This is a genomic window from Mesorhizobium sp. M0938, assembly GCF_040319125.1.
In the GTDB taxonomy this organism is placed as follows: domain Bacteria; phylum Pseudomonadota; class Alphaproteobacteria; order Rhizobiales; family Rhizobiaceae; genus Mesorhizobium; species Mesorhizobium robiniae.
This window is the reverse complement of sequence record NZ_JAMYNS010000002.1, coordinates 354,783-380,506: the sequence shown is the minus strand read 5'-3', so window position 1 is coordinate 380,506 and position 25,724 is coordinate 354,783. Positions and strand designations below refer to the sequence as shown.

Genomic DNA, 25,724 nt, shown 5'->3' with positions numbered 1-25,724 from the left:
CGGCTGTCCGCTTCGGGTCACAAGCAGCGGCTCGCGCCACCCCTACCGATCCTCGATAATCCGCAAATATGCCGCCGTCACAAACAGCACGATCAGCCCGAACAATATTCGCCGCGCGCCTTCCGGCATTTGCAGGATGGTCAGCAGCGTCGTCAGCACGGTGAGGATCAGCGCCCCGATGATCGTGCCGGTGTAGCCGCCGCGGCCGCCGAAGATCGAGGTTCCCCCGATCACGGCGGCTGCCACCGAAGGCAGCACCAGCGGTTCGGCCAGCGATAGCGACGGCGCCTTGATCAGGCCGATATAGAGCAGGCCGGTGATGCCGGCGAGCACGCTCGAGATGATGTAGAGCGCGGTGATGACCTGCCAGTAGCGGACGCCGGACAGGCGTGCCGCCCCTTCATTGTCGCCGACCGCGTAAAGCAGGCGGCCAAAGCCGGTGCGGTTCAGGGTGAAGACGATGAGGATGGCGACGGGCACGAACAGCAGCAGCGCATTGGGTATGCCATAGGTCAGGCCGGTGCCGAGCCAGGCCAGGAAGGGCGGAATCTTGGCGCCCGAAGCGATGACGGTGCGCTGGTAGACCTGCAGGCAGCCGGTGCCGATCAGGCTGGTGCCGAGCGTCATGATCAGCGGGTGCACGCGAAAGACGCCGACGCCGATGCCGTTGACCAGGCCGATCAGCACCGCCGGCACCAAGGCGATGAGGATCGCCACCGCCGGGTCATGGTTGACGACCTGCGTCGCCATGATGAAGGCGCTCATCGTCGCCACGGTTCCGACCGACAGATCGATGCCGCCGGTCAGCATGGTCATGGTCTGGCAGCCGGCGAGGATCGCCAGCGGGATGGCGAACTTGACGGTGTTGGCGAGCCAGCGCTCGTTGACGATGCCGGGGCGCAGGATCTGCAGGATCACCACCAGCATGACCAGCAGGATGATCAGCGGGATCAGCGGCCGGTCGGCCATGAAGCGTTTCAGGCGGCGGCCGAAGGGGACGGGTTGGGGAGTGATCGCGGTTGTGCTCATCAGATTGCTCGCGATTGGTTTTGCCCGGGGCAGGACAGAGGGGGGCGCCGTAGAGCGCCAAGCCTTACTTCATTCCGATGCGCCAACCTCACGGCACTGCTCATCATTGCCGCCCTCTCATCGTAATAAACGCCCCGAACATCACCACGGCGACCATGATCGCGCCCTCGATGATTGCGGTGACGTTGGGATCGATGGCGAGCAGCGTCAAGTCGGTGCGTACCAGCCGCAGCACGAAGACGGCGACGATCGGGCCGAGCAATCCGCCCTTGCCGCCGCCAAGCGCGACGCCGCCGAGCACCACCGCCGCCACGCTGGCAAGAAGATAGGGGCCGGGGATAGGCGCGCCGATGCCGGTGCTCATAGTCAGCGCCAGTCCGCCCATGGCGCCGAAAAGCCCCGACAGGGCATAGGCGATGATCTTGGTGCGCGCGACGGGCACGCCGCTGCGAAATGCTGCCAACTCGCTGCTGCCGATGGCGTAGATCGAAAGGCCGAGTTTTGACCGCTTGAGGGGTATCCAGATGATGCAAAGGCAGACGATGAGCAGCACCAGCGCCTTCGGTATCCAGGCAGAGATCCCCGGCAGCCCCGGAATCGGGACGGTGCCGATGATGGTCGCCCGCAGCCATTCGGCCACCCCACCGCCGGGCGCGCCGAGGACGAGCAGGGCGGCGCCCTGCAGGACGAACAGGGTGGCCAGCGTGACGACGATATCGGGCACGCGGGTGACGACGATCAGCATGCCGTTGACGGCGCCCAGCACCAGCCCCATGGCCAGCACGAACGGCACCACGAACAGCGCGTATTCCTCGCTGGCGCCGTCCATCATCGAGGCGGCGGTGACGCTGGTCAGCGCCATCATGGCGCCGACGGAAAGATCGATACCACCGGCGATGACGACAATCGTCTGGGCGGCCACGGCAAAGGCGTAAGGCAGCACCGCGCGCACCAGCGAGCCGAAATCGCCGCTGCCATAGCCCGGCTGGATCAGCTTGGTGATCACCAACAGCACCACGAACAGGACAATCAGGCCGGCGACCCAGCCCTGGCGGCGGATAAGGCGGCTCAAGGCGTCACCGCCGGGTTCGCGCCAGCAAGGATGCCGACATCCTCCTTGGCGCCGCGCGGCAAGCCGTAAGCGGCGCGCATCAGCGCCGGCTCGTCGGCGAGTTCGACGGGGAAGACATCGACGACGCGGCCCCCAAAGATGACGATGACGCGATCGCAGACACGCTGCACCTCCTCGAGCTCGGACGTATAGAACAGCACCGACTTGCCCTGGTCGGCGAGTTGGCGCAGCAGCTTGTAGATCTCCTGCTTGGTGCCGACATCGATGCCGCGCGTCGGGTCGAAGCAGAGGATGGTCTGTGCCTCAGCAGCGATCCAGCGGGCGATCGTCACCTTCTGCTGATTGCCGCCGGACAGGCGCTGCACCTCGCGCTGGGCGCGCGTGTCGATCTGCAGCCGCTCGATCGCATTGACGACCCTGGAGCCTTCCTGCCGCATGTTGATCGGCCCCCAGTTGCGCAAGGCGGCGCTGAACGGGAGCGCGATGTTTTCACGCACCGAGCGCTGCATGGCGAGCGCCTCGGTGCGGTCGCCGGGCACATAGGCGATGCCTGCGCGGATCGCATCGGCCGGATGCGCGAATTTCACCGGCTGCCCGTCCACCTCGATCGTCCCGCCAGACGGGCGGATCGAGCCGGCAAGTGCTGCGAAGAGCTCGTCCTGGCCTTGGCCCTCAAGCGCGACGACACCCGCGACTTCGCCGTTCGCCAGCTCGAACGACACGTCGTTGAGCTTGGTGCCGACACGAAGGTTCGCCACGCCGAGACGCGGACGGCTATCCCTGGGCGAGGCGGCCTGGCCCGCCTGGCGCGCGGCCACTCGCGTCCTTTCGATCTTGGCGCCGAGCATCATCTCGACGATGCGCTCCTCTACGCCCGGTTCGATGTCGACGACACCGACGGTCTCGCCGTCACGAAGCACGGTGGCGCGGTCGCAAAGCGCCGATATCTCGACAAAGCGGTGGGAAATGAAGATCACCGAACGGCCGCTGTCGCCTTGCCGGCGTACGACTTCGAGCACTTTTTCGGCAAGGTTTGCCGGCAGTGCTGCGGTCATCTCGTCGAGCAGCAGAACGTCGGGCTCGACGGCTAGTGCGCGCGCCAGATCGAGCACGCGCAGCACGGCAAGCGGGATGTCGCGCGCGGTGTCGCGGATGTCGAGGTCGGGAATGCCGAGCTCGCGCACCCAGGCGCGGAACGGCTCGACCGGCGTGTCGGTCAGGCGAAGGTTGGAGGCAACGTCGAGATCCGGGATGAGCGATGGTTCCTGGTAGACCGGAAGCAGGCCGGCGCGGCGCGCATCGGCAGGCGAGCGGACGTCGCGGGCTTCGCCGCGGATCAGGATATGCCCGGCATCGGCGCGGATGGCGCCGGTCAGGATCTTGACCAGCGTCGATTTGCCGGCGCCATTGGCGCCCATCAGCGCGTGAACCTCACCCGGCAGAACCGAAAGCGACGCGTTGCGGAGCGCCACCACGGCGCCGTAGGTCTTCACGACGCCGGTGGCGTCCAGGAGGGGGTTTTGCTGCAAAGGGTTTGTTGTCAAAACGTGTTGTTCTCGTCCAAACTGTCCAAATATTTATGACGCCAACCACTTACGCTGTCCGCATCAGAAACAGAACATTCTTGCTGGCGCTCTACGGCGCCCCCCTCTGTCCTGCCGGACATCTCCCCCACAAGGGGGGAGATTGGCAGCTTTGACGCCGACCCTCTTCTTGCAACGCCGAAGATTGGCCAAAGCCTTGGTAACGGCTGATCTCCCCACTCGTGGGGGAGATGTCCGGCAGGACAGAGGGGGGCGCCGTAGAGCGCCAACCAATCAACTCGTTGTATCGCGAGGACGGCAGTTCGCCGTCCTCGCTACGCTGCTCGAAGCGATCATTACTCGCCAGGGCCTTTGCAGGCGACGATCTGTTCCTTGGTGTAGGTGGTCCAGTCCGGGATGGAGATCGAGACCGGCCATTCCGGGCTCAGCGACGGATCGGCGGCGGCCTTCAGCTTGGCCTTGCCCTCCTCGGTGGCGTTCTCCCAGAGCTGCGGCTCGACCAGCACGGTCTGCTCCGCCGGCTTCTTGCCGTTCAGGATCTGAAGGGCCAGCGTCACGCCGGCGCCGCCGATTGAACCGGGGTTGGTCACCGCCGCGCCGACAAGGCCTTCGACCGAGTTCAGCTGGCCGACGAAGCCGGCATTGTCGGCGCCGACCACCGGCACCAGCGGCGTCTGCGACTCGACCAGCGCATCGACGATCACATTGTCGATGCCCGAGGTCCAGATGCCGTTGACGGGCGTTCCGGTGGCGATGAAATCGAGGATCTGCTGCTTGGCCTGATCTTGCTGCCAGCCGGTGAAGACCTCATGCACGACTTTGACGTCGGGGAATTCGGCGAGCGCCTTCTTGAAGCCCTTGTCGCGGTCGCTGTCGGCCGAGGCTCCGGCCGCACCCCGCATATAGACGACGTCGCCCTTGCCGCCGATCTGCTGGAACAGCCATTTGGCGCCGAGATAGGCGTACTGTTCCTGGTTGTTGGAGATGATGTAGGCCGACGGCTCGGTGACCGCCTGGTCGACGGCGACGACGACGATGCCGGCCTTGGTGGCTTCCTCAAGGGCTGACTTGATGCCGGCCGGATCGGCCGGGTTGACGACGATGGCGTTGACCTTGGCGCTGATCAGGTTGCGGATATCCTCGAGCTGGCCGGCGGCGTCGGTGTTGCGATGGGCGATGTTCAGCTTGGTCACTTCGCCGGAGGCAAGCGCCTGCGCCTTCATCGCGCAGATCATCTCCTCGCGCCAGCCATTGCCCTGGACGGTGTTGGAAATGCCGATCGTGTATTTGGCTTCGGCGGCCGAGACGCCCACCGAAGCCATCAAGGCCGCGCTGGCGAGCAGCGGGACCATTGCCAGATATTTCCTGTTACGCATGTACGTCTTCCTCCACATTGATTTCGGTTCAGTTCAAAGCAATGTCACTTCACGAAGGGGCGCAGCACGTCGCGGGCCAGCAGAAAGCCCCGCTTGACCTTGTCGTCGCTCCCTTCAAATCGCCGGTCCTCGTGTTCGATGATGATGGGTCCGTCATAGCCGGCGCGATAGAGGCCTGAGAAGATGACGTTCCAGTCGACATCGCCGAGCCCCGGCATGCGCGGCACCTGCCAGCCTATGCCGGCCGACAGGATGCCGCGCTCGTAAAGTGCATCAGGATCGATCATCAGGTCCTTAGCGTGGGCATGCAGCATGTATGGGCCGAATTCCTTGATGAAGCGGGCCTGGTCGATCATCTGCCAGACCAGATGCGACGGGTCGAAGTTCATGCCGACATCGCTGCCCCAGGCCTCGAGGATACGGCGCCAGATGTAGGGCGAATAGGCGATGTTGTGCCCGCCTGGCCACTCGTCATAGCTGAAGATCATCGGGCAGTTTTCAAAGGCGAGCTTCACGCCGTGCTCGCGCGCGTGGGCGACGATGGTGGGCCAGACCTTGAGGGCCTCTTCCCAGTTGGCGTCGATGGTTTTTGAAGCGTCGCCGCCGCAGAAGGTGTTGACGACCGGCACGCCCATATGGCTCGCCAGCACGATCACCTTTTTCAGATGGTCAATGACGGTCTTGCGGTGGGCGGCATCGGGATGCAGCGGATTGGGGTAGAAACCGAGGCCCGAGATCGACAGGTTCTTTTCCGCCAGTGATGACGCGATTTCCTTGGCCTGCGAAGCCGAGGCCGAGGCGGCGTCGATATGGCTGGTGCCGGCATAACGCCGGGCGGACCCGGAGGATTTCGGCCAGCAGGCAATCTCCAGCGCCTCAAAGCCGACCGAACTCGACCAATCGGCAACCTCGTCAAGCGAGGTGTCCGCAAACGGTGCGGTGAGCAGTCCGAGCTTCATAGTGCCTCCCTTCCCCCTACTATGCCGATTGTGTGGGCCGCTTCAACCGTGCGGCCGTCGGCAAGGCACAAACCTGTCTGACGAAAGCCATCGGATCGTCGCCGAGCAGGCCGTCGAGACCGGCGATGATCGCGTTGCGGAAATCGCCGTTTGCGGCAAGCTTCGGATCGAAGATCGTGTCGATGGCGAGGATCGCGGCTGCCAAAGCCTTCGTGTCGGCGCCGATCGCGTCGGCAAGGCCGGCGATCCTGTCGCCATAAGGGTCGGACACCGGCCAGCGTCTGCCGAACCGTGCCGAGGAGCGGATCAGATAGGCCATCCAGCCTGCAACCGGGACCGACAAGAGCGCGATGCTGTCGCCACGCTGCAACCGCTCGCGGATCGGATTGAGAAGCCGCTGCACGATCTTTTGCGAGCCGTCGGTGGCAATCTGGTGATTGCGATGCCGGATCGCCGTATTTCGCAAGCGAGCGAGGCTTTGCTCGACATAGGCCAGCGGCGCCATACCCGGCACAGGCATCAGCGTCGGAAGCGTCTCTTCGATCAGCATGCGCCGAACGAAAGTAGCGAGCAGCGGGTCGGCGATCGCATCCGACGTGTGCTCAAGGCCGGCCAGCACGCCGAGCGTGGCAAGCGTGGTCTGGGCGCCGTTGAGCACCCGCATCTTGAGGTGCTCGAACGGCGTGACGTCGCCGACGAAGCTCGCGCCGACCCGGTCCCATCGCGGCACGCGGCCGGCGAATTTTTGTTCGATCACCCACTGCCTGAACGGCTCGCCGACGACGACGGCGGCATCGCGATAGCCGAAACGCTGCTCCACGGTATCGATGTCGGCCTGAGAGGTCGCTGGCGCGATGCGGTCGACCATGGCCGAGGGGAAAGCGACGTTGGCGGCGATCCAGTCGGCAAGAGCGTTGCTGCGCCGGCTGGCCAAAGCCTGCACAACATTGGCCAGGATGACGCCGTTGGTCGGGATGTTGTCGCAGGAGAGCAGCGTCACCGGACGACCATGCGAGCTCATCCGCAGTTCGAGCGCCCGCGCCAGAATGCCCGGCACGCTTCGCGGCGTTTGCGGGTTGGCGAGATCGTGGACGATGTCCGGGTGATCGACATCCAGCGCGCCGCTGGACGGGATGTGGCAATAGCCTTTCTCCGTCACCGTCATAGTGACCATCTCGATGTCGGCGGAAGCCAGCACGTCGAGCGCGGGTGCCGCACTGTCCTGGCTGTCGACGACCCTGGTGATGCTGCCGATGATTCGCGCCTCGACCTTGGTGTCCTGCCGGATCAGGCGCGTGTAGAGCCCGCTTTGCCTGCCCAGTGTCTGCGACAGGTTTGGAGCGCGGATGTTGATGCCGACCACGCCCCAGCGATCGAAATGGCTGGACAGGAGATCGTCGGTGTATTCCGCCTGGTGGCAGCGATGGAAGGCGCCGACGCCGATATGGGCCATGCCGGCGGCCAGCGCTGTCCGGTCGTAGGACGGCTTTTGAATGTCAGAACGAAGCCGGCTAATAAGTTTCGGGCCGAGCGTTTCGGGGGACGCTGAAGCGTTCACCGGTTCGCCCCCACGACCCACTGTTCCTGGTCGATCAGCGCACCGGTCATCGGCCCGGAGGCGTCGGAGAGCAGGAAGACGGCGAGGTTGGCCACTTCGTCGGCCGCCAGCAGTCGCCCGAAAGGTTGCGACGCGTTGGCGGCGTCGAGCCACCCCGGGCCCAGCCCAAGCGTCTCGGCCTGCATGATGCGCTCGGCCGGCGTGTCGGTCCAGCCGACATTGATGCCGTTGACGCGGATGCGGTCGAAGCGATGCGCATTGGCGGCGTTGCGGGTGAGGGTAGCGAGCGCGCCCTTGGTGGCCGAATAGACGGCGAGTTCGGGCGAGCCGCAATGCGCGTTGATCGATAGGATGTTGACGATGGCGCCGCCTTGACCTTGCTTGCGCATCTGCGCAATGGCCGCCTGCATCAGGAAGAACGGCGCCCGTGCGTTGACGGCGAACAGCGCTGCCCAATCGTCGAGGCCGGCATCGAGGAACGAGGCGCGGTTGGTCAGGCCGGCGGCGTTGACCAACGCGTCGATGCGCCCGAAGCGCCCGACGCATGCCTCCACCAGCCGCGCCGGCGCCGTGGCGTCAGCCAGATCGGCGGCGACGAATGCGGTGGGCGTGCCTATCTCTGAAAGCGCCGCTGCGACTTCGGCGCCACGCGCCGGCTCACGGCCAGTGACCAGCAGGCCGCCGGCGCCAGCGCGCCCAAGGCTTTCGGCAATCGCCCGGCCAATGCCTTGCGTCGCGCCGGTGACCAGCATCACTTTGCCCTCTAGCCGAAGCTCCATTGCTCCTCCCGGAACAAAGTTTCTATTTTTCTAAATATGGAACAAGAATTCCCGATAGTCAATCGTGTCCGTCTGCGGCCGTGCGGCGCGCGACGACGCCGTGGACAAGGGCCATGCCGACGGCGAGCGAAGCGGCAAGCGAGCGGAAGCCGGCGAAGTCGGATTCGACAACCTCCAGCCATGTGTCCGAGAACTTGACCAGGGGAGAAAACGTGCTGTCGGTTATGGCGACGATGCGCGCCTTTCGCTCATAGGCGACAGCAACGAGATCCGGCGTGATCGAGTTATAGGGGCTGAAGGAGACCGCCAGCACGGCGTCGCTCTTGCCAATGCAGCTGATCTGGTCGAGCGCGGTGGACCCGACATTGTCGACCAGCACATTGCGCACGCCCTGCTGCGACAACGTGAGCGAAAGATAAGTGGTGACCGGAAAGGCGCGTTTGCTGCCGATCACATAGATCAGGTCGGCCGCCGCCAGCAGGTCGACCATGCGCTCGAAGCTGGCAATGTCGAAGCTATTGTCGATGCGGCCGAGCGAAGCCTGAGAGGCGCCGATCATGCCGTTGAGAAAATGCAGATCGGCGTTGGGTTCGGTGGCCGCGCGATCCTGTCCGTCGCGCGCCCGGCTTTCCGGCCAGGAGCCTTTGACATGGTCCTTGAAAAGCCCCTGGAAATCGGAAAAGCCGGCATAGCCGAAGATCTGGGCGAAACGGACGAGCGTCGAGGGCTGCACACCGGCCTGCTCGGCGACCTGCGCGATCGTGCCGAGCGCGACGTCGCTCGGATGCTGCCACAGGAAGATGGCAACCTGGCGCAGGCGTTTTGGGAAATGCACGGTGCCGGACGACAGCACCGCGCGCAGTTCCTCATAAGTCTGCGGCTTGGTGTAGCCGAGCGCAGCAAGCGAGCGGCCCTGTTTCTTCGCCGGGGCCTCGTTGCGGCCGCCAGTGCCAGCTTGGTCGGGCGATCTGCGCGCTCCGCTCATCGCACAGGGAAGGCGGCGTCTAACAAGCTGTGTCTCGTCACCCGAACCCTCCTCCCAAGGTCATGACAGCCACCAAGCTAGCGCGGCATGATCGTTTTACAAAACAAAAATTGGAAATCATGTTCGAAAATGGCGTCCGACATCCTATAGTCGCGTTCACAATCTTCGGCACGGAGTTCTCAAATCATGGTCTATGCAACCTCGGACGGATCAATGCGCCAACGCCTGAGGGTCGGCATGGTGGGTGGCGGCCGCAACGCCTTTATCGGTGCCGTGCACCGGCTGGCCATGCGGCTCGACGACCAGATCGCGCTGGTTGCCGGGGCATTGTCCTCGGATCCGGAAAACGCGGCCGTCTCGGCCGCCGAGATCGGTATCGTGCCCGAGCGCAGCTATGCCGACTACCGCGAAATGGCGCGCGCCGAGGCGATGCGGCCCGACGGCATCGAAGCCGTCGTCATCGTGACGCCCAATCATCTGCATGCGCCGATCGCGACGGCGTTCCTCGAAGCCGGGATCGACGTGATCTGCGACAAGCCGCTGTCGACGACACTGACTGACGCAGAAGCACTGGTGAGCCTGGCGCGCGTGAAAAACCGTAAATTCGTGGTGACGCTCAACAACACCGGCTACGCTATGGTCCGGCAGGCGCGCGAGATGGTGGCGGCCGGCGAGCTCGGCCGGGTCGTCGCCGTGCACGCCGCCTACATCCAGGATTGGCTAACCTTGCCGATCGATGCGGAGGGCCAGAAGCAGGCCGAATGGCGCACCGATCCGGCGCGGGCCGGGCAATCGGCGGTGCTTGCCGATATCGGCGTGCACGCGTTCAACCTCGCAAGCTTCGTCTCGGGATACCAGGCCGAGCAGGTCTCTGCCGATCTCTTCACCGCCGTGCCGGGGCGGCGGCTCGACGACAACGCCCATGTGCTGGTGCGCTGGACGGGCGGGGCGCGTGGCACCATCCTGGCCAGCCAGACCTCTCCCGGCCATTACAACGACCTGTCGGTCCGCATCTACGGCGACAAGGCCGGGCTTGAATGGTCGGGCCTGCGGCCCGAAGAACTGCGCTTTTCGCGCCATGGCGAGGAAACGCGCACGCTTGTGCGCGGCGGTCATGGTGCGTCCGAGGAGAGCCGGCGTGTGTCGCGCATGCCGGCAGCCCACCCGGAAGGTTACATCGAGGCGTTCGCCAACCTCTATCGGGACGCCGCCGATATCATCCGCGCTCATCGCGCCGGCGAAGCGGTTGATGCCGTCCGCGCGGCCCAGGTGCCCGATGTCGTCGACGGCGCCCGTGGCGTGAAGTTCGTCGCGGCGGCCGTTGCCTCGAGTTCGGCCGGTGGAGCGTGGGCGCCGGCTTCGTTTCCCTGAGTGCCGAGAATCCAGGCTCGAAGGAACAGCAGTGGCCGGCACTTGGCATCGGTCAGCGCGCGGATCGATCCGGGCGCGCAAAATAGTTGCCGTGAAAGCCAAAAGGGATGTGATGCGGGACGGATGCCCGGGCGCGTTCGGCGAGCGTCGCGGCGTCGAGCACGAGCAGGAATGACGTGCCGGCACCGACATCGAGGACAACGGACAACAGGACGCCATCGTCTTCCTCCACGCCGGCCTGCCGCGCCACATAAACAGGCTCGCCAGCATAGCAGCCCGGTTCGACCCAGGTCGTCACGGTCGCCGGCGCGGTGGCTGAAAGGTCGATCTTGGCTATGGTGTGGAGGAAACTGTCCGGTTCACTTTGCCCGGCTCCCCATACGCAGCGGTACGATCTGCCTGCGCGGCGGGAATAGTCGATGCGCGGCAACTCGATGCGCGTGTCGCAGAGCGGTTCCGGCTCGATCTCGACAGCCGCAGAAGGATTGCCGTCGAGCGGAATGCGGTACCGCGTCAAGGTCGAGGTTGGGTTGACCTGCGCTCCGGAGCGCAGCCGGTCGAGGCGCAGCTCGTCGATGATCCTCGCATCAGGATAGGCGAGGAGGTCCACCAGCAGCGCACCGTCCGCCTCGAAGGCATTGACGTGGTGAAAGCAGAAGCACGCCGCCGCCCTGGCACGGGCGGCGACAGCGCCGGTCGACTTATCGATCACTGTGAATACCGTGCCAAACTCCGGCTGCCAGCGATAGTTTGTGATGAAGGGCCTGCCTGAGAAAGCGAGCTTGAGCGGGTTCACCCGAAGCGGAAACTCCGTCAGCACCAAATACCGTTCCGACATGCCGAAGGAATGCATGTAGCTCGGCCGATCAACGGGCAATTCGGCCAGGACACGCTGCACGCCGCTTTCGTCGACGAACAGGCGATACGTGCTGCGGCGACCCATCTCGATGACGTAGGAGTAGCCGCGCTCGCCGTCGCTGTGCGGGTGCGCAGTCGAGATCTGCCCCTTGATCGCCCGACTGAATTGGAGCCCGCCGTGCGTTTTGAGCGTGCGTGGATCGAAGCGGATCGGCATCGGCGTCTCGGTCAGCGCCACGATCTCGCCGGCCAGCACCGACACATTGACATTCGCATTGTCGGTCAGCTTCGGATTGAAGATCGCCATGACGCGACCAAAGATCGTGCGGCAGGGATCGGTCATGAATTCGCCGCGCGTGATGCGACCCGTCTCCATCGCCTCGCAATAGGATTGCGATCGGATGAAGCGGTTGGAATAGCCGACCGCGCCATCGCTGAAGTCGAAGGCGTGGAGCATGGCGAGACCGTCGAACCAATGCGTATAGGCTTGCCGGCCTACCTCGAATTTCGCGGGCCCGGTTCGGAGAAGCCGCCCGGTGAGCCACGCCGGCAATTCGCCTTCCACCTGCAACGGGAGTTGATCGACCTCCTGTTCGAGTGTGGTGAAGCCCAGTGCATAACGGCCATTCGCTTTGGGCATTCCAGCCTCCTTCACTTCGCTGGTGCCTCCGCCCTCCTGCTGCTAAACGCGTCAGCGTCGCCGATGTTTCGCATCCGAGCCGTAGAGCCGGACCGACTGCCAAGTTCCTGATAGCAGCGGGGTCAATCGGCTTCGCCACCAGGTCGCCGATCTTTTTTGATCGAGACAGGACCGCGTACGACGCGGTTCTGGGCGTCATAACCCGTCGGCGTGGCGGTGGACCTTCGTCATCCGCCCATATGCGGCCGCCGCCGTGCCGGGGATGACCGGTTGCGCGAACCACAGTCCAGCCAACGGAAAACCGTTCACTGGCAGCGAAATCAGATATTTAGGCTATCCCACTGGTGGAGCTGAGGAGGATCGAACTCCTGACCTCGTCATTGCGAACGACGCGCTCTCCCAGCTGAGCTACAGCCCCGTCCAGCGGATGGGCGCATTTATCGGGCGCGGCGGTTTCCTGTCAAGACGGTGTTCTGCCCAAAAAGCCGCGCGGCCAACCCTCCGCGCGGCCTGCCGCGGACAGCGGCTCTTGCTGCTTTCGCCCGTAATGGCTACATGTCGGCAACAATCGGAGACCGGCATGATAGCTCTCATTCAGACCATTGTCCTGGCGCTTGACATTTATTGGTGGATCATCATCGCCTCGGCGATTTTCTCCTGGCTCTACGCCTTCAACGTCGTCAACTCGCGCAACCAGTTCGTCGATAGCGTCAGCAACATGCTCTTCCGGCTGACCGAGCCGGCGCTGCGGCCGATCCGCCGCTTCTTGCCCGACCTCGGCGGGATCGACATTTCGCCGATTATCCTGCTTCTGATCCTGTTCTTCCTCCGGCAGTTCCTGCTCACCACGGTGGCGCCACTGGTCGTCTGACCGGTCATTCCATGACTGGGCCGTTTCGCCCGCGTGACGACGGCGTCGACCTGTTCGTCCGGCTGACGCCGAAAGCGGCAATGGACAGGCTTGAAGGCATCGAGATCTCGGCAGACGGGCGAAGCCATCTGAAGGCTCGCGTCCGCGCCGTGCCGGAAAACGGCGCCGCCAATCAAGCGCTTGAACGGCTGGTCGCCAAGGCACTGGGCGTGCCGCGATCGGCCGTCTCGGTCGTCGCCGGTGGCACGGCCCGGCTGAAGACGCTGCGCGTCCTCGGCGATCCGGCTGCGCTGGCGAAAAGCGTCGAGCTGCTCAGCGACGCCTGAACCGTCTCATTCCTTCGCGCCCCCTCAGTCCTGCCCTCGTTACCAAAACTTGGCATCTCCCCACGAGGGGGAGATCGGCAGCTTCGGCGTTCAGACCAGCCCGCGCTTGATCATCATCGCTTCGGGCGAAGGCATCTTGCCGCGGAAGGCGGTATAGAGCTCTTCCGGGTCCTTCGAGCCGCCGGCAGCATAGATGTTCTTCCTGAGCCGCTCGGCCAGCGCCGGATTGAACGGGTCGCCCGTCTCCTCGAAGGCGGCGAAGGCGTCGGCGTCGAGCACCTCCGACCACATGTAGGAATAGTAGCCGGCCGAATAGCCGTCGCCGGAAAATATGTGGCCGAATTGCGGGGTGCGATGGCGCATGGCGATGGTGTCGGGCATGTCGAGCTTTTCGAGCGTTTCGGCTTCGAAACGAAGCGGTTGGTCCGGCGCATCCGGCCGCGCATGGTAGGCCATGTCGACCAGCGCCGACGCGGTGAATTCGACCGTGGCGAAGCCGGCGCCGAAGGTGCGCGCCGCCAGCATCTTGTCGACCAGCGCCTTCGGCATCGGCTTGCCGGTCTTCACATGCAGCGCATGCTTTTCCAATACCGCCGGCACGGTCAGCCAGTGCTCGTAGAGCTGCGAGGGCAGTTCGACGAAATCGCGGCTGACCGAGGTGCCCGCGACCGAAGGCCAGGTGACGTCGGTCAGCATGCCATGCAGCGCATGACCGAACTCGTGGAACAACGTCTTTGCCTCGTCGACCGACAGCAGAGCGGCCTCGCCTTCCGGCGGCTTGGCGAAATTCATGATGTTGTAGATGACGGGCTTGGAGCCATGGCCAAGCTTGTAGCCGGATTTCAGCGCGCTCATCCAGGCGCCGGAGCGTTTCGAAGGCCGCGCGAAATAGTCGGCCAGGAACAGCCCGCGTTCGCTGCCGTCGGCATTTTTCACTACGAAGACACGGGCGTCCGGATGCCAGGCGGTGATGCCCTTCTTCTCCTCGAAGGTGATGCCGAACAATCGTGTCGCCACGTCGAAACAGGCGTCGATGACGCGGTCGAGCTGCAGATAGGGCTTCAACTCGGCCTCGTCGAAAGCGAATTTCTCGGCGCGCAGCTTCTCCTGATAGAAGCGCCAGTCCCAGGCCGCGAATTCTTCGTTGCTGCCGGCCTCGGCCGCCAACCGCTGCAATTCCGCCTGGTCGCTTGCGGCCTTTTCCAAGGCTTTTTCCCAGACCGGGTCGAGCAGCATATGCACCGCCTCCGGCGTTTTCGCCATGGTGTCGTCGAGCTTCAGCGCCGCGAAAGAGGCGTAGCCGAGCAGCTTCGCCTTCTCGGCGCGAAGGCGCAGCATATCGCGCACCACGGCGGTGTTGTCGCTGGCGCCGCCATTCTGGCCGCGCATGGTAAAGGCGCGGAAGGCGATTTCGCGCAGGTCGCGGCGTTCGGAGAAGGTCGAGAACGGCTCGTAGATCGAGCGCGACAAAGTGACGGCGTAGCGGCCCTTCTGGCCGCGCATCTCGGCGGCCTCCGCCATCGCGCTTTTCAGGAATTCCGGCAGGCCGGCAAGATCGGCCTCGTCAAGGAACAGCGCCCAGTCGCGCTCGTCGGCTAGCAGGTTCTGGCCAAATGTCGTGCCGAGCGACGACAGTTCCTCATTGATCGCCGCCAGCCGCTTCTTGCCTTCGGCGTCAAGCTTGGCGCCGGAGCGGACGAAGCTTTTCCAGGTCTTTTCCAGCACACGCAGCGTCTCGGCATCGAGATTCAGCGCCTCCCGGCGCTGGTAGAGATCGTCGATGCGGGCAAACAGCCTCTCGTTCATCGAGATCGCCGAAAAGTGCCTGGACATCTTTGGCGAGATCTCGCGCTCCAGCGCCTGGATTGCTTCGTTGGTGTGGGCGCCGGCCCGGCACCAGAAGATCGACGAGACATGGTCGAGCGCCTCGCCGCCAAGCTCCAGCGCCGCGAGTGTGTTCTCGACGGTCGGCGTCTCGGCATTGCCTGATATTGCCTCGATCTCGGCCTCATGCGCCTTCAATGCCGCATCGAAAACCTCAGAAAAATCGTCGTCGCCGATGCGGGTGAAATCGGGCAGGCCAAGCGGTCCTTGCCAAGCGGTCAGCGGATGGGCGGCGAGGTCGACGGCTTTTGTGGACGGCATGGACAAATCTTTCGCTGAGATGGCTGTAGAGGCAGGGCGGGATCATTACCGATGTAAGGCGCTGGCTTGCCGCACGCAATATTGCGGCTGGCCAGTACCCGCTCAGTAGCCGTCGCAGTTTTCCGCGATCGCCGCCTGCGAACTGGCGGTGATGCGGTTGTCGGCGATCGCGAAGGTTTCCTGCATCAGCATGTCGTTTTTGGGAAAATCATAGCAGGCGATCACCGTGGTGACGCCGCCCTCGGTCTTCTCGATCCGATGCCGGATTTCAGCCCCGGCGACAGCGCCTTTCCATTCGTCGATCGCGGCGATGAATTCCTGCTTGGTCTGGACGACGCCGAGGTCGTCGAGTTTTATCCGGACGTCGTCGGCAAGCAGGTCTGACAATTCCGTGCGATCGGCGACCAGCAGCGCCGCATACCAGCGGCCGATGAGCGCGCCGTCATCGGCGCGCGCGGACATGACTGAAAACAGCAACGCCGCTACGGCGAAGGCGATCGGACGGCATGCCATGCAACCCTCCTATGTGATTTCCGGCCGCTCGAAGTCACCGGTGTCCTTGTTCATCACCCAGAGCTCGCCGGTCGAGATGTCGAACCAGGCGCCATGCAGCGACAGCCGTCCCTTGCCTTCCAGGATCGAGACGCAGGGGAAGGTCCTGAGGTTGGCGATCGAATAGCGGATCGAAATGCGCTCCAGCGCGGTCTGGCGCTCCGTCGCCGTCATGAAGGTGCTGGAGGATACGGTCTCGGCCGCCGGTGCAATCAGGCTCATCCATTTGCCGATGAAGTCGCCGGGCGACAGCGGCGCGGAATTAGGATCGAGTGCTGCGCGGATGCCGCCGCAGCGACCATGGCCCATCACCACGATGTTCTTCACCTTGAGGCTCTGCACGGCGAATTCGAGCGCCGCGGAGGTCGAGTGGAACTGGTCATCGGGTGCATAGGGCGGCACCAGATTGCCGACATTGCGCAGCACGAAGAGTTCGCCGGGGCCGGCGTCGAAGATCGCCTCGGGAGCCGCGCGGGAGTCGCAGCAAGCGATTATCATTGTTTCGGGTGACTGGCCCTCGCGAGCGAGCGAGCGATAGCGTCCGCTTTCTGCGAGATAGCGGCCGCTCATGAAATTTTGGTAGCCGGTGAGTAGATGGTCAGGGAGATGAGGCATGGGCGGCGTCTGGAGCCTTTCCGGGTTGGGCGGCAGCTCTTTTTAAGTCAGGAAGGCTCTAGCGGCAAAAGCCGGTCGCGAGCAATGCCGAATTGTACAGGACTGCAATTGTCATGCTGGAAGGCCCCTCTCATTCGGCCTTCGCCGATGCGGTTGCCTCAGGAAATTCATGCCCAGATGGCGACAGGAATGCCAAAACGATCGGCGAGCGGCGGATCCGGAAACGGCCTTGCCTCACCGCTGGCGATGCGGCCGGCGATCAGCATCATCACCGCGGCGTCGAGAAAGTCGTCGGCAGCGGCGCCTCGCGGCGGCGCCCGATCGAGAAAGGCCCTGGTATAGCCGTGCTGGCAAAGCAGCGCCTTGCGTTCCGCCATGCCGGCCGGGTTGACGGCGCCTTTGATCTTCTTCGGCAAGTGCATTGCCTGATCGTTGTTCAGCCGGCAGAAGGCGACCTCCGGATGCGATTCGAACACGCGGCTGCGCAGTTCGGGACGCGCGATGAGCACGGCATCGATCTCGCGGATCTTGGTAAAGATGCCGAAGGCCTGGATCGAGACGCCACGCGGCGGATCGGAGGTCGCCTTCGCCACTTCGCTTGCCCGGCGATGGGCGGCATACCAGGCCTCGACCGTGGTGAAGCCATCTGTATGCGCGTAAAGCGCCGCACGCGAGGGGATGGCGAAGACGCTGGATTGCCTGTTACCGAGCAGCGGCCGCACCAGCGCCTCCGGCCCGCGTCCGCCTCTTTGCGAAAGATCGGGCAGACCGATCGGCATGTCGACGGCGACCGTCGCATCGGCCGGCAATGCTTCGAGGAGTGCTGCGAAGCTTGGAAAAACGGCTACCGAGGGTGCCGCGTCGGGGTTACGAAGTATCGAACCGGGGTTACGAGATGTCGAACCGGGATTACGAGGTGTCGAATCAGGATCGCGGCGAACGGCGATCCAGCCAGCCTTGCAGCCGTCCACGCCGACAAGCGCGACATTTCTGGCAAAAGTCACGCCCTTTTGTCCCGCCCCGGATGCAGGAGATGGCGAAGCTGCACCATCGCCATCGGGTGCGACAGGCTCTGTGCGTCGGTTTCGAGCTGCAATTCGTCGCCGCCGCGCTTGGCGGTGCGCGCCAGTATCTCGTAGACCGCCGCCGTGGTCGACTGCAGCGCCTTGACCGCCGGCTGACCGGACAGGATGCGCGCCAGATAGACGGCCGCGGTCAGGTCGCCGAGCCCATTGGGCGGCTTGTCGATGAGGCGATGCTCGGCCAGCAGCGCCTGGTTGCCGTTGAGCAGCAGATTGCCGGTACCGCCGGCCATCATCGCCGGCGCCGAAGTGACCAGCATGGTCGCTGGCCCGGCATGAAGGGCGGCCGTCATCACCGCTTTCAGGTCGGGCAGCGGCGCTCCCGCCATCCATTCCAGCTCGTAGCGGTTTGGCGTGGCGATGTCGGCGATCGGCATCAGCCGGTCGCGCATGGCGATGGCGGTGGTCTCGGGCACATAGAGCCCGCCCGAATCGCCCATCACCGGGTCGCAGATGTAGACGGCATCCGGCGTCTTCGCCTTGACCGCGCCGACCAGCGAGGCGACGGCGTCGGCCTGGCCGCCTTCACCGAGATAGCCGGACAGCACCGCGCCGACCTCGCCCAGCCACGGCGCGCGCTCGAGATCGGCCATCAGCGCCTTGAATTGATCGAGCGGCGGCACGATGCGCGTCGCCCGTCCATGGCCGGGATGCCAGGGCAGGATGACGGTCGGCACCGCCCACACCGGAAAGCCCAGCGTCTCGAGTGCAAAGACCGCGGCGCGGTTGCCGACCGAGCCGCGCGCGACATGGCTGGAGATGACGATGACCGCGCGCGGCGCGTCGTGTTCTTCGGCGTTCACGAGATTCCTAACTTTGGATGATGAAAAGCACGAGCCAGATCAACAAACCAATGGCAATAATGAGCCCTAGTGCCCGGCCAATGCGCGTGCCCCAATATTCGATCGGGTCCGACTGGTCGGCATCCACTGCTGCGACGTGATCGCGCGCGCCCTTCGCGGCTCCGCTAGTGAACGAGGTGCCGCCTGGGTCGGTCTCACGTGCCACGCGCTCAATGATACGGCGTGATTCATCGTCGCTGTCCTGGCGTCCGGCCATGGCGAATGTCCTATTTCGTGGCGACTTTAACCCGTTCGCCCGGCCAATCACAGGGCCTTGCGGTGGATGATAAAGAACCAGTAACGCTTCCACGGGGAGGTCATGTTCTTGCGCGCGGATTGTGGTAATGCTTCGCCTGTCAGTCTTATTGAGGGATCTTACCATGCTTGCCCAGCGTCTTTCCTCTCCTTTCGTCTTCCGCAACCTGCCAGCCTTGCTGATGATGGCGATCGTGCTGCCGCTGCTTGCCGGCTGCGGTTACAACACCATCCCGACGGCGGAGGAAAACGCCAAGGCCGCATGGAGCCAGGTGCTGAACCAGTACCAGCGCCGCGCCGATCTCATTCCCAATCTGGTCGAAACGGTCAAGGGCTATGCCGCGCACGAGAAGGATACGCTCGATGCCGTGGTCGAGGCGCGCGCCAAGGCGACGCAAGTGACGGTGACGCCGGAAACGCTGAGCAATCCAGAGGCCATCAAGAATTTCCAGGACAGCCAGGCCGGCCTGACCAGCGCGCTTTCCCGGCTGCTGGCAGTGGTGGAGAATTACCCCGACCTCAAGGCCAACCAGAATTTTCTGGCGCTGCAGGCGCAGCTAGAAGGCACCGAAAACCGCATTGCGGTCGCCCGCCGCGACTATATCCAGGCGGTGCAGGAGTACAATCTGACGCTGAAGACCTTCCCGTCGGTGATTTGGGCAACCCTGTGGTTCCGCGGCAACCAGCCGTTCGCCAACTTCACCATCGAGGAAGACAAAATGCAGACGCCGAAGGTCGATTTCGGTACGACGCAGGGCGGGTGATGAACAGCTAGTGAGCGTGATCCCTATTGGCCTTGCACTCCGTCTCACCCCCCTCTGTCCTGGCGGACATCTCCCCTGCAACGGGCGAGATTGCCAGCTTCTGCGTTCCGTTCACCCCTGCAATATTCAAAATTGGCGAAAGCCAATGCGATAGTCGATCTCCCCCATTGCGGGGGCGATGTCCGGCAGGGGGGATGGGACGAAGCGCCAGCCTCGCATTCCTGCCGGTCGTTCTAGCCCTTCTCTGCTTAACCCTCTTCCTCCCTCTCGCCGCCCTTGCCGCCGAATTGCCTGCGCTGACCGGGCGGGTCGTCGACAATGCCGGTATCCTCGATGCCGCGACCGAGGCGGCGCTGTCCCAGAAGCTTGCGGACTTCGAAGCCAAGGGCGCCGACCAGATCGTCGTCGCCACCGTCCCCAGCCTCGACGGCGAGGAGATCGAGCCCTACGCCAACCGGCTGTTCCGCGCCTGGAATCTCGGCCAGGCCGGCGAGGACAATGGCGTGCTTTTGCTGGTGGCGCCGAACGACCGCAAGATGCGCATCGAGGTCGGCTACGGGCTGGAAGGCACGCTGACTGATCTGCACACCAAACTGATCATCGAAAACGACATGGTGCCGGCCTTCCGCGCCGGCGATTTCTCCGGCGGCATAGTCAAGGCCGTCGACGACATGGTCATGGTGCTGGAAGGCAATCCCGAAGAGCTGGAAGCGCGCGGGACCCGCAACCAGCAGGCGCCGTTCAACACCGACGATCTCTTCGTCACGTTATTCATCGCCATCTGGGCGATCATCTTCTTCGGCAGCATCGCCGCCTCCATCCTGCCGCCGATCTTCGGCCAAAAGATCGGGCCTGGCCGCTATCGCTGGCTGGGCATGACTTTCGAGCCGAGCCGGCGGTCGTCCAGCGGTTGGTCTGGCGGCGGCTGGTCGTCGGGCGGGGGAGGCTGGTCGTCCGGCGGTGGCGGCTTTTCGGGCGGCGGCGGCTCGTCCGGTGGTGGTGGCTCTTCGGGAAGCTGGTGAGAGACAACATGGCGACACGACCGATCAGCCCTGAGGATCATGACCGCATCGCCGAAGCGATCCGCGCCGCCGAGACAAAGACCGACGGCGAAATCTACTGCGTGGTGGCCTATGCCAGCGACGGCTATTTCTTTCCGGCCGCCTTCATGGCGACGCTGGCCATGCTCGTCGTAAGCCTCGCGGTCAGTTACGGGCTGGAAGTGTGGTGGCTGTCGATCCGCTTACCGCATTTCGTCATTGCGCAGCTCCTGGCGATGGCCTCGGTGCTCGTTCTGTTGTGGGCGCTGCCCGGCTTGCGCATCCATCTGGTGCCGAGACGGCTGCGCTACCAGGCCGCGCACGCCAATGCGATAAAGCAGTTCCTCGCCCGCAACGTCCATCGCACCACGGCGCGCACCGGCGTGCTGGTCTTCGTCTCGATTGCCGAGCGCTACGCTGAAGTGGTCGCCGATAGCGGCATCGACAGCCGCGTCGGCCAGGATGTCTGGGACAGTGTCGTCCGCGACCTTACCGCGCATGCCGGCGACGATCGTCTCGCCGATGGCTTCATCAAGGCAATCGAAGCGACGGGCGCGGTGCTGGCCGAGCATTTCCCAGTCTCGGCCGGCGACAGCAACGAGCTCGACGATCATCTGGTCGAAATCTGAGTCGTTACGAACGGGTTCGTTCAGCGTTCAACGGCCCCTCGATCGCCTGTGCGAAAGCCTGGGAGCCGCTGACCGGACTCTTGCAATCGGGCGATGCGGGTTTATGGTTAACCAATCATGAATACGCTGAGCATCGATATCAGGAAAGCTGAGCCGCGCGACGCAAGCGCCATCGCCGACGTGCACCTGCTGGCCTGGAGTGGCGCCTATGCCGGCATCATCCCGCACCGCACGCTGACATCGATGATCAACCGCCGCGGCGCCGACTGGTGGGCGAACGCCATCCGTCGTGCCGCCACCGTTCTGGTCGTCGAGATCGGCGGCAAGATCGCCGGCTACGCCACGATCGGCAAGAACCGCGCCCGCGAGCTCAAGCAGCAGGGCGAGATCTATGAACTTTACGTGCGCCCGGAATATCAGGGCATCGGGCTCGGCAGCCGGCTTCTCTCAGCCGCACGAGCGCGACTGGCCGACCACGGGCTGAAAGGCATGGTGGTGTGGGCACTGGAGGACAATCAGAACGCACTCACCTTCTATGCCGGCGCCGGTGGCCGCGACGTCGCCGAGGGCGTCGAGATCTTCGAGCAGAAGGCTCTGAAGAAGGTCGCCTTCGTCTGGGAATGACGGCTCGACACTCCTTCCGCTGAACCCCCAGTCCGTTTCCAGTACCATTCGCCGCATTGCACCATGCGCCACCGCCCGCTATCGGTTTTCCAAATCGATAGAGGGATAAAAGTCATGCGTATCGAAGCCATAGCCATCGGAAAGAACCCGCCGGAGGACGTCAACGTCATCATCGAGGTGCCGATCGGCGGCGAGCCGATCAAGTACGAGATGGACAAGGAGGCCGGCACGCTGTTCGTCGACCGCTTCCTGCACACCTCGATGCGCTATCCCGGCAATTACGGCTTCGTGCCGCACACGCTGTCGGGCGACGGCGACCCGATCGACGTGCTGGTCTGCAACACGCGCGCGCTGGTGCCGGGCTGCGTCATCAATGTGCGGCCGATCGGCGTGCTGGTGATGGAAGACAATTCCGGCCAGGACGAGAAGGTCATCGCGGTGCCTTCGCCCAAGCTGACGCTACGTTACCAGAACGTCACCGAATACACGCAACTGCCTGACATCACGCGCGATCAGGTTCAGCATTTCTTCGAGCACTACAAGGACCTCGAACCCGGCAAATGGGTCAAGATCGAGGGTTGGCACGATGCCGCCTACGCCAAGAAGATGATCATCGAGGCGATCGAGCGGGCGAAGGCGAGCAAGTAGGCCAAGGCCCGAAGGACGAACAATGGGCTGTCGCAACCGTTGAGGTTGGCCAAAGCCCCTCAGCCTCGTCATCCTGGGGCGGAGCAAGGAGCGTAGCGACGCAGCGCAGACCCCTGGATCCATGCCGTGACGTCAAAGCGCTGCAACGGTGCAGAATTCTGGTCCGCTGCGCACTTCGGTTGATGTCACGGAATGGATCCCAGGGTCTGCGCTCCGCTTCGCGTCGCTCCGCCCAGGGATGACGAAGTCAGTTATCGACGCGGCCGAAGGCGGGGACGTCGCCGACCGTCACGCGCATGTCCGTGCCACAGGCGAAGCTCCGCGCCTTCTCGTCGGCGAGCTTGCGCGCCTCATCGTTGGCGGCCGGATTGCCGGTGGCCAGCACCAATGCGACCGTACAGCCCTCATACTTCTCCGGCTGGGAGACCTTGGCGACGACCAGCACCTCGGTCGATTTGCTCTCGTCCTCGGGATTGCTGATCGAGCGGCGGTGGATGACCGCGAAGGGAATGGCACGGTCGCCATTCGTCTCGATGCGCCATTCGAGCCTGGGTCCAGCCGAATTGAAGCCGATAAAACTTTCCCAGACCGCGGTCATGTCGCTGGACGGAAAACCGTAGAACAGCGATTCGCGGGCGTCGTCGTAGGCGATCAACACCGGGTAGCCGCGATAGCCCGAACAGGTGAGGCTCGCCCAGTCGCCATCGTCTTCCTCCGCCTGCGCATAGGTCACGCAGTCCTTCTTCGCGTCGAGATCGGTGTAGGCGCTGGAAATATCGCCGGCCTGGGCAGCCTGGCTGAGGGCGGCGAGGGCAAGCGGGATCATCAAAAGAGCACGCATCGCAGGCAACTCCGTTTCGGGCTGCCGTAGCGTATCGCATGACCCCGAAAATCGAAACCGATTTCGGAAAGGATCATGCGCAGAATCAAAGTGTTACAGCGTCCTTTGCGCGTCCGAAAGGACGCGCGGCGCTGTAATCCAAACGCTATTTCTTCAAGCTCGCTTCGATCAGGAGGTCGGCGTTGCGGGCGACGGATTTCGCCGGTCCGCCGGCGCCGAACAGCTGCCCGCTGATATAGGCGCCCTCGATCAGAAGCAGCAGCCCGTCGCCCAGCGTATCGGCGTCGCCGGCACCCATCGTCGCCGCCATGGCGCGCAGGCGGCGGCGCAATTCCTGTTTGTTGGCCTCACTCACGATGCGGGCCGGGTGGCCACGTTCGGGATATTCCACGGCCGCATTGGTCATGCCGCAGCCGCGATAGTCGGGTTTTTGCGTGCGCTTGCCGACGCGGGTCAGGAAGGCGGCGATCTGCGCGCGCGGATCGCCGGGATGGGCAGCCACCGCCTCGTCGAAGCGGGCCCAGAACTCGAGGTCGTATTGCCGGAGATAGGACGCCGCCAACTCGTCCTTGGACGGAAAGCTGCGATAGAGGCTGGGCTTGGTGACGCCGGCGCGCCGTACGATCTCGTCGACGCCAATCGCCCGGATGCCTTGCCGGTAGAACAGGTCGCGGGCCACGCGAAGGATTTTTTCGCCGGCGCGCGGCAAGGCTGACGCGTGAGGGTCTTTGATGGACGTTTCAATATTTTTGTCCGATGGCATGCAACGACTCTCTTGACAATGTTACTGACCGGTACGTATGGATGGCTTCAAGCAATTGCAACGTACCGGTCAGTAACATGATAGTCCAATCCCGCCCGTTTGGCCAGCGCTACGCTTTCGTCGTGGTCGCCGTCATTTTCCTCTGTCTGTTGATCGCAGCGGGCCTCCGGTCGGCACCGTCGGTCATGATGCTGCCGCTGGAGGAGAGTTTCGGCTGGCGGCGCGACGTCGTCTCGCTCGCCGCGGCGATCGGCATCTTCCTCTACGGCTTGACCGGGCCGTTTGCCGCGGCCCTGATGGAACGGATCGGGCTGCGCCGCACGCTGCTCGCATCGCTGGTGATGATGTCCGGCTCGACGGCGCTCAGCCTGTTGATGACCCAGCCGTGGCACCTGCTCCTCACCTGGGGCGTATTCTCCGGCGTTGGTTCGGGCGCGGTCGCCACGGCGCTTGGCGCCACCATCGTCAATCGCTGGTTCAAGACCAATCGCGGCCTGGTGATGGGTCTGATGTCGGCCTCCGCCGCCACCGGCCTGTTGGTGTTTCTGCCGCTGCTCGCCGCGCTCGCCCAATCGGGCGGCTGGAAGCCGGTCGCCATAGTCATTGCGATCGCCACCGCTTGCATGGTGCCGCTGGTCTGGCTGCTGGTGCCGGAGCGTCCGGCTTCGATCGGCATGGTGCGCTATGGTGCGGACGCCGACGACGTGCCGCCGCTTCCGCCGGCCTCGCAAGGCAATTTTCTCATGCAAACGCTCGGCACGCTGCGCCGTGCCGCCGGCACCCGCGTGTTCTGGTATCTGTTTGCCACCTTCTTCATCTGCGGCTTCACCACCAATGGACTGGTCGGCACGCACCTGATCGCGTTTTGCGGCGACATGGGCATCGGCCAAGTGCAAGCCGCCGGCCTGCTGTCGCTGATGGGCATCTTCGACCTGATCGGCACGACGCTATCGGGATGGCTCACCGACCGCTTCGATCCCCGCAAGCTGCTCGGCGTCTACTACGCGATCCGCGGCCTGTCGCTGATCTATCTGCCCTATTCCGGCTTCTCGTCGACCAGCCTGATCATCTTCGCGGTGCTTTATGGATTGGACTGGATCGCCACCGTGCCGCCGACACTCAGACTGTCAAACGAGGCGTTCGGCGACCGCAGCGGGCCGATCGTCTTCGGCTGGATCGTCGCCGGCCACCAGGTGGGTGCGGCGACCGCTGCTTTCTTCGGCGGCACCATGCGTGAATTGCAGGGCAATTACGAGCTTGCCTTCCTCATCGCCGGCATGACGGCAATAGCCGCAGCCTGTATCTCGCTGTTGATTAACACCAGCCGTCCGGCATTCGAGCCGGAACCGCAGGCGGCTTGAGGTGTGCTGATATTCAGGTGAAGCCGGCCTGCAAACGGCGGTTTCCTGCGCTTCCGGTGCTCACGTACCAAAAGTACGCTCCGCTCCGGTTCTCGGAAACCACCATTTTCGACTCGGCCTGACCTGAATCTCAACACACCTTCGCGGCCGAAACTTTAAAAAGGGTGGCCTGACGATCAGGCTGCCCCGTTTGAA

26 protein-coding genes and 1 tRNA gene are annotated in these 25,724 nt (G+C 64.0%); 9 read left to right on the top strand and 18 right to left on the bottom strand.

What is annotated here, in order from left to right:
• Window positions 1-42: 42 nt before the first annotated feature.
• The 8 genes from NKH73_RS04510 to NKH73_RS04475 form a co-directional block, all read right to left on the bottom strand.
• Window positions 43-1,029 (bottom strand): ABC transporter permease, encoded by a 987-nt coding sequence (locus tag NKH73_RS04510; RefSeq protein ID WP_352928499.1) that lies wholly within the window; start codon window positions 1,027-1,029, stop codon window positions 43-45.
• 103 nt (window positions 1,030-1,132) lie between these two features.
• Window positions 1,133-2,101 carry an ABC transporter permease gene (locus tag NKH73_RS04505; RefSeq protein WP_352928497.1) on the bottom strand — a complete coding sequence of 323 codons (969 nt, stop codon included), beginning with the start codon at window positions 2,099-2,101 and terminating at the stop codon, window positions 1,133-1,135.
• Window positions 2,098-3,630, bottom strand: a complete 1,533-nt coding sequence (locus NKH73_RS04500) for a sugar ABC transporter ATP-binding protein (RefSeq protein WP_352928777.1) — start codon at window positions 3,628-3,630, stop codon at window positions 2,098-2,100. Before NKH73_RS04500 ends, NKH73_RS04505 begins: the two co-directional genes overlap by 4 nt.
• A gap of 350 nt (window positions 3,631-3,980) precedes the next feature.
• Window positions 3,981-5,039: an ABC transporter substrate-binding protein gene (locus NKH73_RS04495; protein ID WP_352928495.1), complete on the bottom strand. Its 1,059-nt coding sequence runs from the start codon at window positions 5,037-5,039 to the stop codon at window positions 3,981-3,983.
• Between the two features lie 26 nt (window positions 5,040-5,065).
• Window positions 5,066-5,980, bottom strand: a complete 915-nt coding sequence (locus NKH73_RS04490) for a sugar phosphate isomerase/epimerase family protein (protein WP_352928493.1) — start codon at window positions 5,978-5,980, stop codon at window positions 5,066-5,068.
• Window positions 5,981-5,999: 19 nt separating this feature from the next.
• A complete protein-coding gene (locus NKH73_RS04485) occupies window positions 6,000-7,538 on the bottom strand; it encodes a mannitol dehydrogenase family protein (protein ID WP_352928491.1) in 1,539 nt (512 codons plus the stop codon).
• Window positions 7,535-8,317: an SDR family oxidoreductase gene (locus tag NKH73_RS04480; RefSeq protein ID WP_352928489.1), complete on the bottom strand. Its 783-nt coding sequence runs from the start codon at window positions 8,315-8,317 to the stop codon at window positions 7,535-7,537. The genes NKH73_RS04485 and NKH73_RS04480 overlap by 4 nt, the downstream gene beginning before the upstream one ends.
• A 58-nt stretch (window positions 8,318-8,375) precedes the next feature.
• Window positions 8,376-9,302, bottom strand: a complete 927-nt coding sequence (locus NKH73_RS04475) for a MurR/RpiR family transcriptional regulator (RefSeq protein WP_352928487.1) — start codon at window positions 9,300-9,302, stop codon at window positions 8,376-8,378.
• A gap of 186 nt (window positions 9,303-9,488) precedes the next feature.
• Between NKH73_RS04475 and NKH73_RS04470 the strand changes: the two genes are divergently transcribed.
• The gene (locus NKH73_RS04470) at window positions 9,489-10,673 is read left to right on the top strand and encodes a Gfo/Idh/MocA family protein (protein ID WP_352928485.1); all 1,185 of its coding nucleotides are present in this window, start codon (window positions 9,489-9,491) and stop codon (window positions 10,671-10,673) included.
• A gap of 52 nt (window positions 10,674-10,725) precedes the next feature.
• Here the strand turns inward: NKH73_RS04470 and NKH73_RS04465 are convergent, their stop codons facing one another.
• Together NKH73_RS04465 and NKH73_RS04460 are read right to left on the bottom strand one after the other, a co-directional pair.
• The gene (locus NKH73_RS04465; protein WP_352928483.1) at window positions 10,726-12,171 is read right to left on the bottom strand and encodes a carotenoid oxygenase family protein; all 1,446 of its coding nucleotides are present in this window, start codon (window positions 12,169-12,171) and stop codon (window positions 10,726-10,728) included.
• Window positions 12,172-12,513: 342 nt separating this feature from the next.
• Window positions 12,514-12,589: transfer RNA gene (locus NKH73_RS04460), tRNA-Ala, on the bottom strand.
• Window positions 12,590-12,751: 162 nt separating this feature from the next.
• Between NKH73_RS04460 and NKH73_RS04455 the strand changes: the two genes are divergently transcribed.
• Together NKH73_RS04455 and NKH73_RS04450 are read left to right on the top strand one after the other, a co-directional pair.
• The gene (locus tag NKH73_RS04455; protein ID WP_023800489.1) at window positions 12,752-13,042 is read left to right on the top strand and encodes a YggT family protein; all 291 of its coding nucleotides are present in this window, start codon (window positions 12,752-12,754) and stop codon (window positions 13,040-13,042) included.
• A gap of 11 nt (window positions 13,043-13,053) precedes the next feature.
• A complete protein-coding gene (locus tag NKH73_RS04450) occupies window positions 13,054-13,368 on the top strand; it encodes a DUF167 family protein (protein WP_352928480.1) in 315 nt (104 codons plus the stop codon).
• Between the two features lie 90 nt (window positions 13,369-13,458).
• On the opposite strand, the gene NKH73_RS04445 is transcribed toward NKH73_RS04450, so the two are convergent.
• The 6 genes from NKH73_RS04445 to NKH73_RS04420 all read right to left on the bottom strand — a co-directional run bounded on the left by NKH73_RS04445 (window position 13,459) and on the right by NKH73_RS04420 (window position 18,821).
• Window positions 13,459-15,513 carry a M3 family metallopeptidase gene (locus NKH73_RS04445; RefSeq protein WP_352928478.1) on the bottom strand — a complete coding sequence of 685 codons (2,055 nt, stop codon included), beginning with the start codon at window positions 15,511-15,513 and terminating at the stop codon, window positions 13,459-13,461.
• Between the two features lie 102 nt (window positions 15,514-15,615).
• The gene (locus NKH73_RS04440) at window positions 15,616-16,026 is read right to left on the bottom strand and encodes a nuclear transport factor 2 family protein (protein ID WP_352928476.1); all 411 of its coding nucleotides are present in this window, start codon (window positions 16,024-16,026) and stop codon (window positions 15,616-15,618) included.
• A 9-nt stretch (window positions 16,027-16,035) separates the two neighbouring features.
• Complete coding sequence (locus NKH73_RS04435; protein ID WP_352928473.1) at window positions 16,036-16,680, bottom strand: carbonic anhydrase; 645 nt, start codon at window positions 16,678-16,680, stop codon at window positions 16,036-16,038.
• A gap of 167 nt (window positions 16,681-16,847) precedes the next feature.
• Window positions 16,848-17,684 (bottom strand): DUF429 domain-containing protein, encoded by an 837-nt coding sequence (locus tag NKH73_RS04430; protein ID WP_352928471.1) that lies wholly within the window; start codon window positions 17,682-17,684, stop codon window positions 16,848-16,850.
• On the bottom strand, window positions 17,681-18,565 hold the full coding sequence (gene pdxY / locus NKH73_RS04425; RefSeq protein WP_352928469.1) for a pyridoxal kinase PdxY: 885 nt from the start codon (window positions 18,563-18,565) through the stop codon (window positions 17,681-17,683). Before pdxY ends, NKH73_RS04430 begins: the two co-directional genes overlap by 4 nt.
• A gap of 7 nt (window positions 18,566-18,572) precedes the next feature.
• Entirely contained in the window at window positions 18,573-18,821 is a 249-nt protein-coding gene (locus NKH73_RS04420; RefSeq protein ID WP_352928467.1) for a hypothetical protein, read from the bottom strand.
• 163 nt (window positions 18,822-18,984) lie between these two features.
• Between NKH73_RS04420 and NKH73_RS04415 the strand changes: the two genes are divergently transcribed.
• The 5 genes from NKH73_RS04415 to ppa all read left to right on the top strand — a co-directional run bounded on the left by NKH73_RS04415 (window position 18,985) and on the right by ppa (window position 22,564).
• Window positions 18,985-19,623 (top strand): LemA family protein, encoded by a 639-nt coding sequence (locus tag NKH73_RS04415; protein ID WP_128241809.1) that lies wholly within the window; start codon window positions 18,985-18,987, stop codon window positions 19,621-19,623.
• A 194-nt stretch (window positions 19,624-19,817) separates the two neighbouring features.
• The gene (locus NKH73_RS04410) at window positions 19,818-20,645 is read left to right on the top strand and encodes a TPM domain-containing protein (protein ID WP_352928466.1); all 828 of its coding nucleotides are present in this window, start codon (window positions 19,818-19,820) and stop codon (window positions 20,643-20,645) included.
• Between the two features lie 8 nt (window positions 20,646-20,653).
• On the top strand, window positions 20,654-21,292 hold the full coding sequence (locus tag NKH73_RS04405; protein WP_352928464.1) for a TPM domain-containing protein: 639 nt from the start codon (window positions 20,654-20,656) through the stop codon (window positions 21,290-21,292).
• Between the two features lie 117 nt (window positions 21,293-21,409).
• Window positions 21,410-21,916 carry a GNAT family N-acetyltransferase gene (locus NKH73_RS04400; RefSeq protein ID WP_352928462.1) on the top strand — a complete coding sequence of 169 codons (507 nt, stop codon included), beginning with the start codon at window positions 21,410-21,412 and terminating at the stop codon, window positions 21,914-21,916.
• 114 nt (window positions 21,917-22,030) lie between these two features.
• Complete coding sequence (gene ppa, locus NKH73_RS04395) at window positions 22,031-22,564, top strand: inorganic diphosphatase (RefSeq protein ID WP_352928460.1); 534 nt, start codon at window positions 22,031-22,033, stop codon at window positions 22,562-22,564.
• Window positions 22,565-22,811: 247 nt separating this feature from the next.
• Here the strand turns inward: ppa and NKH73_RS04390 are convergent, their stop codons facing one another.
• Together NKH73_RS04390 and NKH73_RS04385 are read right to left on the bottom strand one after the other, a co-directional pair.
• Window positions 22,812-23,405 (bottom strand): hypothetical protein, encoded by a 594-nt coding sequence (locus NKH73_RS04390; RefSeq protein ID WP_352928458.1) that lies wholly within the window; start codon window positions 23,403-23,405, stop codon window positions 22,812-22,814.
• 145 nt (window positions 23,406-23,550) lie between these two features.
• Complete coding sequence (locus NKH73_RS04385) at window positions 23,551-24,168, bottom strand: TetR/AcrR family transcriptional regulator (RefSeq protein WP_352928457.1); 618 nt, start codon at window positions 24,166-24,168, stop codon at window positions 23,551-23,553.
• A 77-nt stretch (window positions 24,169-24,245) separates the two neighbouring features.
• Here NKH73_RS04385 and NKH73_RS04380 point away from each other — a divergent pair, with 77 nt between their 5' ends.
• On the top strand, window positions 24,246-25,529 hold the full coding sequence (locus tag NKH73_RS04380; RefSeq protein WP_352928455.1) for an MFS transporter: 1,284 nt from the start codon (window positions 24,246-24,248) through the stop codon (window positions 25,527-25,529).
• Window positions 25,530-25,724 lie beyond the last annotated feature (195 nt).

Coding starts and splice junctions, on each gene's coding strand:
- NKH73_RS04475 (WP_352928487.1), bottom strand. CDS start 9,302: ATGAGCGGAGCGCGCAGATCGCCCGACCAAGCTGGCACTGGCGGCCGC.
- NKH73_RS04445 (WP_352928478.1), bottom strand. CDS start 15,513: ATGCCGTCCACAAAAGCCGTCGACCTCGCCGCCCATCCGCTGACCGCT.
- NKH73_RS04405 (WP_352928464.1), top strand. CDS start 20,654: ATGGCGACACGACCGATCAGCCCTGAGGATCATGACCGCATCGCCGAA.
- NKH73_RS04380 (WP_352928455.1), top strand. CDS start 24,246: ATGATAGTCCAATCCCGCCCGTTTGGCCAGCGCTACGCTTTCGTCGTG.
- NKH73_RS04420 (WP_352928467.1), bottom strand. CDS start 18,821: ATGGCCGGACGCCAGGACAGCGACGATGAATCACGCCGTATCATTGAG.
- NKH73_RS04480 (WP_352928489.1), bottom strand. CDS start 8,317: ATGGAGCTTCGGCTAGAGGGCAAAGTGATGCTGGTCACCGGCGCGACG.
- NKH73_RS04390 (WP_352928458.1), bottom strand. CDS start 23,405: ATGCGTGCTCTTTTGATGATCCCGCTTGCCCTCGCCGCCCTCAGCCAG.
- NKH73_RS04455 (WP_023800489.1), top strand. CDS start 12,752: ATGATAGCTCTCATTCAGACCATTGTCCTGGCGCTTGACATTTATTGG.
- NKH73_RS04440 (WP_352928476.1), bottom strand. CDS start 16,026: ATGGCATGCCGTCCGATCGCCTTCGCCGTAGCGGCGTTGCTGTTTTCA.
- NKH73_RS04465 (WP_352928483.1), bottom strand. CDS start 12,171: ATGCCCAAAGCGAATGGCCGTTATGCACTGGGCTTCACCACACTCGAA.
- NKH73_RS04470 (WP_352928485.1), top strand. CDS start 9,489: ATGGTCTATGCAACCTCGGACGGATCAATGCGCCAACGCCTGAGGGTC.
- NKH73_RS04400 (WP_352928462.1), top strand. CDS start 21,410: ATGAATACGCTGAGCATCGATATCAGGAAAGCTGAGCCGCGCGACGCA.
- NKH73_RS04415 (WP_128241809.1), top strand. CDS start 18,985: ATGCTTGCCCAGCGTCTTTCCTCTCCTTTCGTCTTCCGCAACCTGCCA.
- NKH73_RS04450 (WP_352928480.1), top strand. CDS start 13,054: ATGACTGGGCCGTTTCGCCCGCGTGACGACGGCGTCGACCTGTTCGTC.
- NKH73_RS04510 (WP_352928499.1), bottom strand. CDS start 1,029: ATGAGCACAACCGCGATCACTCCCCAACCCGTCCCCTTCGGCCGCCGC.
- NKH73_RS04435 (WP_352928473.1), bottom strand. CDS start 16,680: ATGCCTCATCTCCCTGACCATCTACTCACCGGCTACCAAAATTTCATG.
- NKH73_RS04490 (WP_352928493.1), bottom strand. CDS start 5,980: ATGAAGCTCGGACTGCTCACCGCACCGTTTGCGGACACCTCGCTTGAC.
- NKH73_RS04410 (WP_352928466.1), top strand. CDS start 19,818: ATGGGACGAAGCGCCAGCCTCGCATTCCTGCCGGTCGTTCTAGCCCTT.
- ppa (WP_352928460.1), top strand. CDS start 22,031: ATGCGTATCGAAGCCATAGCCATCGGAAAGAACCCGCCGGAGGACGTC.
- NKH73_RS04495 (WP_352928495.1), bottom strand. CDS start 5,039: ATGTGGAGGAAGACGTACATGCGTAACAGGAAATATCTGGCAATGGTC.
- NKH73_RS04385 (WP_352928457.1), bottom strand. CDS start 24,168: ATGCCATCGGACAAAAATATTGAAACGTCCATCAAAGACCCTCACGCG.